The organism is Micromonospora sp. LH3U1, from assembly GCF_028475105.1.
GTDB lineage: Bacteria > Actinomycetota > Actinomycetes > Mycobacteriales > Micromonosporaceae > Micromonospora.
In genome coordinates, this window is record NZ_CP116936.1 from 3,685,646 (window position 1) to 3,696,751 (window position 11,106).

Annotated in this window: 11 protein-coding genes; 5 read left to right on the forward strand and 6 right to left on the reverse strand. The window is 69.3% G+C overall.

What is annotated here, in order from left to right; all coding sequences use genetic code 11:
* Positions 1 to 202: 202 nt before the first annotated feature.
* A complete protein-coding gene (locus tag PCA76_RS16905; protein ID WP_272611387.1) occupies positions 203 to 1,228 on the reverse strand; it encodes an IS30 family transposase in 1,026 nt (341 codons plus the stop codon).
* A gap of 236 nt (positions 1,229 to 1,464) precedes the next feature.
* On the reverse strand, positions 1,465 to 2,019 hold the full coding sequence (locus PCA76_RS16910; RefSeq protein ID WP_272611388.1) for a hypothetical protein: 555 nt from the start codon (positions 2,017 to 2,019) through the stop codon (positions 1,465 to 1,467).
* A 1,036-nt stretch (positions 2,020 to 3,055) separates the two neighbouring features.
* On the opposite strand from PCA76_RS16910, the gene PCA76_RS16915 reads away from it, so the two are divergent.
* Both PCA76_RS16915 and PCA76_RS16920 read left to right on the forward strand, forming a co-directional pair.
* Complete coding sequence (locus PCA76_RS16915; protein WP_272611389.1) at positions 3,056 to 3,397, forward strand: hypothetical protein; 342 nt, start codon at positions 3,056 to 3,058, stop codon at positions 3,395 to 3,397.
* A complete protein-coding gene (locus tag PCA76_RS16920) occupies positions 3,394 to 4,053 on the forward strand; it encodes a nucleotidyl transferase AbiEii/AbiGii toxin family protein (protein WP_272611390.1) in 660 nt (219 codons plus the stop codon). Before PCA76_RS16915 ends, PCA76_RS16920 begins: the two co-directional genes overlap by 4 nt.
* A gap of 12 nt (positions 4,054 to 4,065) precedes the next feature.
* Here the strand turns inward: PCA76_RS16920 and PCA76_RS16925 are convergent, their stop codons facing one another.
* Positions 4,066 to 4,971 carry an SDR family oxidoreductase gene (locus tag PCA76_RS16925; protein ID WP_272611391.1) on the reverse strand — a complete coding sequence of 302 codons (906 nt, stop codon included), beginning with the start codon at positions 4,969 to 4,971 and terminating at the stop codon, positions 4,066 to 4,068.
* Positions 4,972 to 5,079: 108 nt separating this feature from the next.
* Between PCA76_RS16925 and PCA76_RS16930 the strand changes: the two genes are divergently transcribed.
* Entirely contained in the window at positions 5,080 to 6,921 is a 1,842-nt protein-coding gene (locus PCA76_RS16930; protein WP_272611392.1) for a bifunctional metallophosphatase/5'-nucleotidase, read from the forward strand.
* Positions 6,922 to 6,978: 57 nt separating this feature from the next.
* Here the strand turns inward: PCA76_RS16930 and PCA76_RS16935 are convergent, their stop codons facing one another.
* Both PCA76_RS16935 and PCA76_RS16940 read right to left on the reverse strand, forming a co-directional pair.
* Entirely contained in the window at positions 6,979 to 7,152 is a 174-nt protein-coding gene (locus PCA76_RS16935; protein WP_272611393.1) for a hypothetical protein, read from the reverse strand.
* 103 nt (positions 7,153 to 7,255) lie between these two features.
* Positions 7,256 to 8,386 (reverse strand): geranylgeranyl reductase family protein, encoded by a 1,131-nt coding sequence (locus PCA76_RS16940; RefSeq protein ID WP_272611394.1) that lies wholly within the window; start codon positions 8,384 to 8,386, stop codon positions 7,256 to 7,258.
* A 159-nt stretch (positions 8,387 to 8,545) separates the two neighbouring features.
* Between PCA76_RS16940 and PCA76_RS16945 the strand changes: the two genes are divergently transcribed.
* Together PCA76_RS16945 and PCA76_RS16950 are read left to right on the forward strand one after the other, a co-directional pair.
* Positions 8,546 to 8,782: a hypothetical protein gene (locus tag PCA76_RS16945; RefSeq protein ID WP_272611395.1), complete on the forward strand. Its 237-nt coding sequence runs from the start codon at positions 8,546 to 8,548 to the stop codon at positions 8,780 to 8,782.
* 85 nt (positions 8,783 to 8,867) lie between these two features.
* Positions 8,868 to 10,310, forward strand: coding sequence for an MFS transporter (locus PCA76_RS16950; RefSeq protein WP_442930131.1), 1,443 nt, complete (start codon positions 8,868 to 8,870; stop codon positions 10,308 to 10,310).
* Between the two features lie 89 nt (positions 10,311 to 10,399).
* Here the strand turns inward: PCA76_RS16950 and PCA76_RS16955 are convergent, their stop codons facing one another.
* Complete coding sequence (locus PCA76_RS16955; protein ID WP_272611397.1) at positions 10,400 to 10,957, reverse strand: hypothetical protein; 558 nt, start codon at positions 10,955 to 10,957, stop codon at positions 10,400 to 10,402.
* Between the last annotated feature and the right edge of the window lie 149 nt (positions 10,958 to 11,106).

Genomic DNA, 11,106 nt, shown 5'->3' on the forward strand with positions numbered 1-11,106 from the left:
GCCCGGGGACACTGAGTCACACCGACACCCACCACAACCAGCCGGCACCCCACCTTGTTCCCCCACCCCGCCCACGCCCGCGCCACCCCGAAGGCCCCGACGCCGTGCCGCCCCCTGCCCCACCGACCCATAGCCCGCGACGCCGCCGCGCCATGGCCGTGCCGCACGAGATCTTGGACAGTTTCCGTTCCCCCGGGCGGGCTCAACCGGTGGTTGCAACACTGAGTAGCTGGGTCATCTTCTCACCTGGGGTGGCCCAGCCTAGGGTCATGCGGGGGCGGTCGTTGAGTTCGTCGGCGACGTGGTCGAGGCCGGCTTGGTCGATGGTGGTGAAGTCGAATTGGCCTTTGGGGAAGTACTGGCGCAGCAGTCCGTTGGTGTTTTCGTTGCTGCCGCGTTGCCAGGGACTGTGTGGGTCGCAGAAGTAGACCGGGCAGTCGGTGGCGATGGTGAAGTCACGGTGTCGGGCCATCTCGACGCCCTGGTCCCAGGTTAGCGAGGCTCGTAACCGTTGCGGGAGCCAGGTCATCGCGGCGGCCAGCTGAGACACGACGTGTTCGGAGACCTTGCCCTCGGGCAGCCCGACCAGGATCACGAACCGGGTAGCGCGTTCCACCAACGTGGCGATCGCGGAACCACCGCACCCACCCCGACGGACTCCTTCGAGCAGGTCACCCTCCCAATGCCCCGGCACCGCCCGGTCGGCGACCTCGGCCGGCCGGTCAGCGATGCGCAGGTTCACCCAGGGCCGAGCCGAACGCACCGCCCCAGCGCTCGCTGCCCGACGGCGGCGAGCGGCGCGACCCGATCGCAACGCCACCTGCCGCGTCAACTCCGCGCGTAGATTGCCCCGCGCCTGCAGGTAGATCGCCTGGTAAATCGTCTCGTGCGACACCCACATCTCCGGCGTGTCCGGGAACTGCGCCCGCAGGCGGGCACTGATCTGCTGCGGCGAACGACGTCGCCGCAGCATATCCAGCACTATCTGACGCAACGGCCCGTCACCAGCCAACCGCGGCACCCGCCCGGAGCGGTTATGCCGCAGAAACGACGCCCACTGCGCCATCGACGGCTGATACCGCTGCCCGTAGCGCTCGAACCGGCCTACCTCCCGCGAGATCGTCGACACCGACCGCTCCAACCTGCGCGCGATCGACCGCAACGACTCATTCGCAGCCCGACCCAACCCGATCTGTTCCCGCTCCAGCGGGCTCAACCTCGACGCCATAACCACCCCAACGAAGATCACCGAAGGGTGTTGCAACCACCGGTTGAGCCCGCCCCGCTAACGGAAACTGTCCAAGATCTGCGGGCAACCGCCGGCGGGCGACGTCCTTTGCCACTGTTCACCGGCCAACACATCACCCGCTGCCACCGACCGGCGCGGGCTGCGGGATGTAGGTATGCCGCTGGCCGGCACCCCGGGGTGGGGGTGCCGGCCAGCGGTCGGTGTTCTGCGGTGGGTCAGCTGTTCCAGTGCTGGGCGACGAGGTCTGCGGCCTGCTGCTCCCACTGGGCGTAGGCGTCGGGGTACGCGGAGACCTGGACGGTCTGCGCGGCCTGGGTCAGGGGCATGTCCTGCCACCCGTCAACCTGCTTCAAACCCTTGAGGAACGCGGTCGTGGAGTAGGCGGGGTCGGTGATCTGCTCCGGAGTGCCCCAGCCGCTGGTCGGGCGCTGCTGGAACAGGCCCAACGAGTCATGGTCGTTGGCGTCGCCGAGGTGGCCCAGGTTCTCCAACTTCGACTCCTGCAGACTCGTCGCGATCGAGATCACCGCGGCGCGCTCGGGCAGGCCGGCCTTCTTCGTGGCGGCGATGATCGCCTTGACGTTCGCGGTCTGCTCATCGTTCAGAGGGATCCGGGACTGGTCGCCCTGAGGCTTAGCCGTCTGCACCGCAACCGCGACCGGCTTAGCATCGACCGGGTTGGCGTGGGCGGCGATGGGGCCGGCGAACACACCACCGGCGAACGCGAGACCAGCAACGGACAGCATGCTCTTACGAATGATCGTGTTCATGGGGTTAGCTCCTTCGGGGGTAAGAACACCCGCCCGCCGATGGGGGTCGGTGGTGCGGGTGTGAGCACCTCGTCCGGCGCTGCACATACAAAGGGGAAAGGTCTGGGGTCGGCGCCTACGGTGGCTCGGCGTCCGGGGTCGGCGGCCTACGGGCGGGGCTCGTGGCGCCGGGGGTCGGCGGCCTACGGGCGGGGGCTCGTGGCGCCGGGTTCAGGTGTAACGACCGGGGGCCGGGGGTCATTCCGGGGGTGGCCCATCCATCGGCACCCTCGTGGAGGCGGTAGCCGGGCGGTCGTTCGTGGGGACTGTAACGACCGGCCGGGGCCCGGCATTCCAACCCCCGGGGGACCGGCTTTCCGACCCCTGGGGGTGGGGTGGCGGGCCGGTGGTGCTGCGATCGTCAGAGTATGTAACGACCCCGCCCCGGCCATGATTCCAGCCCACGGGTGCGACCGGTCACCACCCACAACCACCCTTGACCGGACAAACCACCCACATGACCTCCCGCCGACGGCGCCAAACCACCCTCCCCCGGCATGATCCACTCGCCTTCACGGAAACCGCGGTATCCGGCCGTTCGGACACCCCGACATCACGGAAACCGAGTCGATCACGAACAGGCCGACCGCGCCAGATCCCTCAAACCGGGCAAACACCGCGACGGGGTCTGAGCGCCACGGCCGCAGGTAGCCGGCTGGCGCGGACAGCCAAGGCCACCGGACAAGCCGGGACCATGGCGGCGGGCCGAGACCACGGGACAAGCCATGGCAAGGACAGGCCGAGGCCACAGACCGAGGCCACGGACAGACCGAGACCACGGGGCAAGCCGGGACCACGGGGCAAGCCGGAAGCGCCGGGACAGACCGGGACACGGGCTACCGGAACCCAAGAGCCGGGACACGGAGCGGCGAACCCCACCCACAACCCCGACATCAGAGCCGTCCGGCCCGTACAGGAAGGGCCGCCGGCCGGCCGCAAGCAGGCCGCTGGGATCGTCTTGAGCGACACCGGCTCCGGTGGGCGTTACCCTGACACCATGCAGGTCGTCTCCCCCACCGCGTCCGGCGTGGCCTTCCTGGCACGCCCGGGTCGCCCTGCCGTGGTGGCGAGGACGCTCGCCGAGCTGGCCGGCCCCACCCGGGGTGTGGTGGAGCTACCGGTGCGGTTGATGTGGAACGCCGAGCGCACCTTCGACCTTGGCGACCCCGACCAGCTGCTCTGGATGTACGAGAACGTGCTCCGCGAGACCACCCGCGCCGAGGACCTGCGTGTCCTGATCAACGGGCGGACGTTGCGCCGGGTGTGGCGACTGCTCAACCTCCCTCGGGGCGTACGCCAGGCGTGGGAAAGCCGGCACCGCGGCCTGCGCGCGGCGTGATCGGCCCTCATCTGCACGAGTTCTACCGGGAGGTGGCCCGGGTGGCGTTGGCCGCCGCCGGGCCGTACCGGTTCGTGTTGGGTGGCGGGGTGGCGTGGGCGGCGCACGGTTTGGTGGCCCGTCCGACGGAGGACGTCGACCTCTTCGCAGACGTGGAGGGCGCTGCCGCGGCGGCGTCCGCCGGTGTGCGTCTGGCGTTGGAGCGGGCTGGGTTCAGCGTGACCGATGCTGACCCGGACAGTGAGCTGGCCGAGCTGTTCGACGGGTACGACCAGGACATGAAGGACTTCGTGGTGAGCCGTGACGGGCGGCAGATCCGGCTCAGCCTCGCCCGGTTGGACCGTCAGCAGAGTCCGGTGGTGATGGACCTCGGCCCGGTGATGGACGTCCGTGACCTGATGGCCAACAAGATCGCGGCGTTGGTCAACCGGCGGGAGGTCCGTGACTTCATCGACGTGGCGGCGGCGCTGGAGCACTACGACGTGACCGAGTTGTTGGTGCTGGCACGGCAGGTCGACCCGGCGCTGGATCCGGCGGACGTGCGGGCCGCCGGCCGTTACCTGGACCGACTGTCCGACCAGCGCTTCGGCCGTTACGACCTGGGCCCCGCCGACGTCGCCCGGATCCGGCAGCGCTTCGCCGCATGGCCACGCTGACCAACACACCGGTCACTTGGTCGGTCGACCGCCGGTGACCCCCAGGATCTCGCCGGTGACGTAGCTGGACTCCTGCGAGGCGAAGAAGACGTACGCGGGGGCGAGTTCCGCCGGCTGGCCGGGGCGACCCATCGGGGTGTCGGTGCCGAACTGTTTCACCTTGTCCTCCGGCATGGTGGCCGGGATGAGCGGCGTCCAGACCGGGCCGGGTGCGACCGCGTTGACCCGGATGCCCTGCTCGGCCAGGTCGATGGCGAGGGCCTTGGTGAAGTTGGCGATCCCCGCCTTGGTGGTGGCGTAGTCCAACAGCTGCGGCGACGGGTCGAACGCCTGGATCGACGACGTGTTGATGATCGCCGACCCCTCGGCCAGGTGGGGAATGGCGGCCTTGCAAAGCCAGAACATGGCGTACAGGTTGGTCTTGAACACCCGGTCGAGCTGCTCGGTGCTGATCCCGAGGATCCCCTTGTCCTGCGACATCTGGTAGGCCGCGTTGTTGACCAGGATGTCGATGCCGCCCAGGTCACGCACCGTCCGATCAACCAGGTGCTGGCAGTGCGCTTCGTCGGTGATGTCGCCGCGCACCGCGATGCCCCGCCGGCCGGCGTCCTCGACCAGCCGGATGGTCTCCTGTGCGTCGGCGTCCTCCTCTTCGCTCAGATACGAGATGAGCACGTCCGCGCCCTCCCGGGCGAAGGCGAGCGCGACCGCTCGGCCGATCCCCGAGTCACCGCCGGTGATCAGCGCCCGCTTGCCGTCGAGTTTGCCGCAACCCCGGTACGACTCCTCACCGTGGTCCGGCTTCGGGTTCATGTCTTCGGTTGAGCCGGGCGCTGACTGCTGCTGGGCGGGTTGGCCGGACTGCTGACCGTACTGGCTGGTCGGATCCTGTTGGGTGTGCTGGTCGCTCACGGACATCTCCTCGCGCTGCGCGGAAGCGGGGTTCCTATCGCCCTACCCTGCGGTCGCCCGCGAAAACCGCGGTGACGATCAGGGCTGGCGTGGCGGTAGTGCCCGCTGCTGGTTATGGTGCGCGAGGCGCCCACGAAGCGCGTCCACCCCCATGGAAAGGCACGTCATGACCTCTCCCTCCGGCCCGTCGCGTCGTCAGGTGCTCGTCGCCGCGCCGCGGCGGCGACCGCCCCGCTGATCGCCGCCGCCCCCGCGCAGGCGGCCGGCGCGGCCCGGTCACGCACCTGGGACCTCACCCTCCTGGGCACATCGGACACCCACGGCAACGTCTACAACTGGGACTACTACCGCGACGCCGAGTACGACGACAGCAAGCAGAACGACATCGGCGTCGCGAAGCTGGCGACCCTGATCAACCAGATCCGTCGGGAGCGGCGCGGCAAGGCGACGCTGGTGCTCGACGCCGGCGACACCATCCAGGGCACGCCGCTGGCCACGTACTACGCCAAGCAGGAACCGATCACCGCCACCGGGGAGAAGCACCCGATGGCCCGGGCGATGAACATCATCGACTACGACGCGGTGACGCTGGGCAACCACGAGTTCAACTACGGTCTGCCGTTGCTGGACCTGTGGATCCGTCAGCTCGGCTTCCCGGCGCTCGCCGCGAACGCGGTCAACGCGCGGACCGGCAAGCCGGCCTTCCTGCCGTACGTCATCAAGAAGGTCTCCCTCGGTTTCGCCGCGCCGACCCTGCGGGTCGGCATCCTGGGGCTGACCAACCCCGGTGTGGCCATCTGGGACAAGGGCAACGTCGAGGGCAAGCTGCGCTTCGACGACATGGTCGCGACCGCCGCGAAGTGGGTACCGATCATGCGTGCCCGCGGCGCGGACCTTGTGCTGATCTCCGCGCACGGCGGTGACAGCGGCACCTCCAGCTACGGCCCGGAGTTGCCGAACGAGAACCCGGTGGCCCTGATCGCCCAGCAGGTGCCGGGGATCGACGCGATCCTCTTCGGGCACGCGCACAACGAGGTGGTCGAGCGGTTCGTCACCAACGAGCGGACCGGCGCGCAGGTGCTGCTCTCCGAACCGTCGAAGTGGGGCCAGCGGCTCACCCGGATGGACTTCACCCTCGCCCGTGAGCGTGGCCGGTGGACGATCACCAAGAAGGCCGCGACCATGCTGAACACCAACACGGTGGTCGAGGACCCGAAGGTGCTCGCCGCCGTGCGGGCCCAGCACCAGAAGACCGTGGCGTACGTCAACCAGGTGGTCGCGAAGTCCACGGTGGAGTTGTCGGCGGCGGAGTCACGGTACAAGGACACCCCGATCCTGGACTTCATCAATCACGTGCAGACCGAGGTGGTCGGCGCGGCGCTGGTCGGCACCGCGTACGCGGACCTGCCGGTGCTGTCGATCGCGGCACCGTTCAGCCGTACCGCGGTCTTCCCCGCCGGTGACGTCAAGATCCGCGACGTGGCAGGGCTGTACGTGTACGACAACACCCTTGAGGCGGTCGTGCTCAGCGGCGCCGAGGTGCGCGCGTACCTGGAGTACTCGGCGAAGTACTTCCGCACCCTCGCCCCGGGCGCCACTGTCGACCCGGAGCAGATCAACGACCCGGCGGTGCCGGACTACAACTACGACGTCTTCTCCGGCCTGGACTACGACATCGACATCTCGAAGCCGGTCGGGCAGCGGATCACCCGACTGGTGCTGACCGGCACCGACACCCCGGTGGCCGACAACGCCCAGTTCGTGGTGGCGGTGAACAACTACCGGCGCAGCGGCGGCGGCAACTTCCCCGGCATCGTGAAGACCCAGGTGTACAACGCGCAGCAGGAGATCCGTCAGCTGCTCATCGACTGGGCGCAGGCCAAGGGGACGATCGACCCGGCCGAGTTCTTCCAGCCCAACTGGCGACTGGTACGCGAGGGCGTGCCGGTCTTCTGACAGCGGCACATCGCAGGCGGGCCGTGGGTGGTGACACCCGCGGCCCGTTGTGCGTTCTCAGCCCTGCACGTTCCAGCGGATCGGGTCCTCGGCCTTCTCCGGCCGGTCACGGCCGGGATCGGTCTCGGTAAGGGCGACGCGCTCGTCGGGACGGACGGCGGGCGGTAGCTCTCCGAACCGGATCTGGCGCAGGAACGCGTACTCGTCATCGGTGAACGGCTGCTCGGCCATCACTACCTCCTGCTGCTCCCCCGCCATTGTCCAGCGGCTGGGGCAGTCAGCACCAGTGCGCGCTCACATCCCGTAAGGCATCCTAGGATCCTGGGTGAAAGCGCTAGCGCTTGGTGGGCAGCCGGTCCAGCACCGCGAGGGCTGCCCGGATCGGCCGACGTCCCAGCATCTCGTCGAAGCTCGCCCGCCCCTGGCAGAACTGGACGAACATCCGCCACCCCGGCGGCGTCGCCAACAGGGCGTGGAACACGTCCGGGCGGCGGGTGAAAACGTCGAGCAGCCGGAACCCGGCCCGCATCTCCGGCACCAGGCGCTCGGCAACCGCCCGCTCGTACCCGGCCAGATCACCGTCGACGACCGCGGCACCGGCCAGCTCACCGGAACGCAACGCGAAGCTGATGCCCTCCCGGCTCCACGGCTCCAACAGCCCCGCCGCATCCCCCACGACCAGCACCCGGCCGTTGCGCAACGGCGAATCCTCCGCACGGCACCGGGTCAGGTGACCCGAGTCGTGCTCCGCCGGCAACCCGGTCAGCCCCAACCGGTCGACGAACCGCCGCAGGTAGTCCCGGGTCCCCTCCCCCGCGCCCCGACCGGCAATCACACCAACCGTCAACCGGTCACCCTTGGGGAAGACCCAGGCGTACGAGCCCGGCATCGCACCCCAGTCCAGCAGCAGCCGCCCTCGCCACCGTTCCTGCTCGGCGGGCGGCACCGGGATCTCCAACTCCAGACCCAGGTCCACCTGCCGGTACCGAACCCCCACGTGCCGGGCGGTCACCCCCGAGGAGCCGTCCGCCCCGATCACCGCGCGGGCCGCGATCGTCGTACCGTCGGCCAGCCGCAGGCGTACCCCCTCGGGGTCCTGCTCGATCGCGCGGACCGCAACCCGCTCCCGCATCTGCGCGCCGGCGGCGACCGCCGCCGCGCGCAGCCGATCGTCGAACTCCTCACGGCGCACCATGGTGACCACTGGACCGTCGTTACGGCGGGTGAACTCGCGGCGGCCGTCGCGGGTGAACGTGACACGGTCCACCCGGTCGTGCGCGGGCACCTCGATCCGATCCTGAACGGCCGCCAGGGAGGTGCCGATCAGGCCACCACCACAGGTCTTGTACCGCGGGTGCGCAGCTCGCTCGACAACCAGGGTGCGAACACCCGCACGGGCAGCGGCGTACGCGGCGGAGAGCCCGGCGGGGCCGGCGCCGACGATGACGAGATCCCAAACGATCACGAAAGCAGCCTAGGGCACCGCCGGACGCCCGAACTCCCGCCACAGCGGGTCCCGCGCACCGCACCGACCGCCCGATCGGGTGTGCATTTTCAGTCACCGAGGGGGTAAACGGCCCGGGGTAACCGCCGCCTCGATGGCGGACGACCAGAGGAGGAAACCATGCAGCAGGTGCAACTGTCGGAGGCCGAGCAACGGGTGTACCAGGCGGTCACCGCCCTTGAGGCACGCGGGCAGGTCCCCTACCCGGACCTGATCGCCGAGGAGTCCGGGCTGACCGGTGAGCAGGTGGGCAGTCCCCTGCACCTGCTCACCGAGAAGGGCCTGCTGCACCGCGAGGATTCACCGATGGCCGGCCTCGACTTCGGCCCCCGGTTCTGCGCACGCCAGATGGCGTGACCCGCGGAACCATCCGAGACGATTCGCCCCCCGGTGACCCGGGTAGCGACCAGCAATGCGTGATCGACGGTCAACGGGGGGCACGATGAGTGCGGCACAAACGCCGCAGCCGGTGGACGCGGCCGAGAATCGGCGACGCTGGCAGGCTGTCGGCGTCGGGTTGGTTGCCGCCTTCATGACACTGCTAGACGTGAGCATCGTCAACGTCGCGGTGCCGTCCATCGACCGGGCGTTGCACGCGTCGCCGAGCGACCTGCAATGGATCCTTTCCGGGTACGCGCTCACCTTCGGCCTGGCACTGGTGCCCGCCGGCCGTTTCGGCGACGCCCGCGGTCGGCGCAACGCGTTCGTCTTCGGCATCGCGCTGTTCACCGTGACCAGCGCGCTCGCCGGCCTCGCCACCTCCCCGACGTGGCTGGTCATCGCCCGACTACTTCAGGGCGCCGCCGCCGGCATCGTCAACCCGCAGGTCATCGGGCTGATCCAGCAACTCTTCCGGGGGCCCGAACGGGCCCGCCCGTTCGGGCTACTCGGCGCCACCATCGGTATCTCCACCGCCATCGGGCCGCTGCTCGGCGGGCTGCTCATCGCCATCGGCGGCGAGGAACACGGATGGCGGTGGGTCTTCTTCGTCAACGTGCCGGTCGGCATCATCGCGGTGATTCTCGGCTGGCGCCTGCTGCCCGGCCGCCCCGCCGGTCAGCGCGGCTGGCACCGGCTCGACCCGGTCGGCATCCTGCTACTCGGCGTGGGCGTGGTTCTCGTCCTGTTGCCGCTGGTGCAGGAACAGCAGTGGCACACCCCGTGGAAATGGACGCTCATTCCGGCCGGACTGGCGGTGCTGGTCGCCTTCGGACTCTGGGAGCGACGGTACGCACGCCACCACCAACCCCTCTTCGACCTTCGGCTGTTCAGCTTCCAGTCGTACACCCTGGGGTCGCTCATCGCGCTGATCTATTTCGGTGGCTTCACCGCGATCTTCTTCATCTTCACTCTGTTCCTGCAGATGGGTCTCGGCTACAGCGCGCTCGTCGCCGGGCTGGCCATCACCCCGTTCGCCCTGGGTTCGGCGGCCGCGTCCGCGCTGGGTGGCCGAATCGTCAACCGCTTCGGCCGACCACTGGTCGGTCTCGGTCTGCTCGCCGTGGTGATCGGGCTGGCCGCAACGGTGGTCGCGCTGCACCTCGCGCCGGACGCCCCCGCGCCCTGGGTAACCGCCGGCCCACTGCTCATCGCCGGGATCGGCAGCGGCCTGGTGATCGCCCCCAACCAGACGCTCACCCTCGCCGAGGTGCCGGTAGAGCAAGCCGGTAGTGGCGCGGGCATGCTCCAGACCGGTCAGCGGATCGGAGCCGCCGCCGGCATCGCCGCCGTCGGCTCGCTGTTCTTCTCGACGCTCACCGACAGCCGCGGCAACTGGACCAGCGCCTTCGAACGGTCCCTCATGCTGGCCACCGGCATCATCGTGCTCGCGCTGATCGCCGCGCTGATCGACATTTTCCGCACCCACAACCACCGCAAGACCTGAGGGGTACGCCGCTGGCCGGCACCCCGGGGTGGGGGTGCCGGCCAGCGGTCGGTGTTTCTGCGGTGCTGTTCTGCGGGTCGCGCGGTGGGTCAGTTGTTCCAGTGCTGGGCGACGAGGTCGGTGGCCTGCTGCTCCCACTGGGCGTAGGCGTCGGGGTAGGCGGAGACCTGGACGGTCTGCGCGGCCTGGGTCAGGGGCATGTCCTGCCACCCGTCAACCTGCTTGAGGCCCTTGAGGAATGCGGTGGTGGAGTAGGCCGGGTCGGTGATCTGCTCCGGGGTACCCCAACCGCTGGTCGGGCGCTGCTGGAACAGGCCCAACGAGTCGTGGTCGTTGGCGTCGCCGAGGTGGCCCAGGTTCTCCAACTTCGACTCCTGCAGACTCGTCGCGATCGAGATCACCGCGGCGCGCTCGGGCAGGCCGGCCTTCTTCGTGGCGGCGATGATCGCCTTGACGTTCGCGGTCTGCTCATCGTTCAGAGGGATCCGGGACTGATCGCCCTGAGGCTTAGCCGTCCGCACCGCAACCGCAACCGGCTTAGCATCGACCGGGGTGGCGGCGTGGGCGGCGATCGGGCCGGCGAACACACCACCAGCGAACGCGAAACCAGCAACGGACAGCATGCTCTTACGAATGATCGTGTTCATGGGGTTAGCTCCTTCGGGGGTAAGAACACCCGCCCGCCGATGGGGGTCAGTGGCGCGGGTGTGAGCACCTCGTCCGGCGCTGCACATACAAAGGGGGAAAAGTCTGGGGTCGGCGGCCTACGGGCGGTGGCTCGTGGCGCCGGGTTCAG

Coding starts and splice junctions, on each gene's coding strand:
- PCA76_RS16945 (WP_272611395.1), top strand. CDS start 8,546: ATGCAGCAGGTGCAACTGTCGGAGGCCGAGCAACGGGTGTACCAGGCG.
- PCA76_RS16935 (WP_272611393.1), bottom strand. CDS start 7,152: ATGGCCGAGCAGCCGTTCACCGATGACGAGTACGCGTTCCTGCGCCAG.
- PCA76_RS16915 (WP_272611389.1), top strand. CDS start 3,056: ATGCAGGTCGTCTCCCCCACCGCGTCCGGCGTGGCCTTCCTGGCACGC.
- PCA76_RS16925 (WP_272611391.1), bottom strand. CDS start 4,971: ATGTCCGTGAGCGACCAGCACACCCAACAGGATCCGACCAGCCAGTAC.
- PCA76_RS16950 (WP_442930131.1), top strand. CDS start 8,868: ATGAGTGCGGCACAAACGCCGCAGCCGGTGGACGCGGCCGAGAATCGG.
- PCA76_RS16910 (WP_272611388.1), bottom strand. CDS start 2,019: ATGAACACGATCATTCGTAAGAGCATGCTGTCCGTTGCTGGTCTCGCG.
- PCA76_RS16930 (WP_272611392.1), top strand. CDS start 5,080: ATGGTGCGCGAGGCGCCCACGAAGCGCGTCCACCCCCATGGAAAGGCA.
- PCA76_RS16955 (WP_272611397.1), bottom strand. CDS start 10,957: ATGAACACGATCATTCGTAAGAGCATGCTGTCCGTTGCTGGTTTCGCG.
- PCA76_RS16905 (WP_272611387.1), bottom strand. CDS start 1,228: ATGGCGTCGAGGTTGAGCCCGCTGGAGCGGGAACAGATCGGGTTGGGT.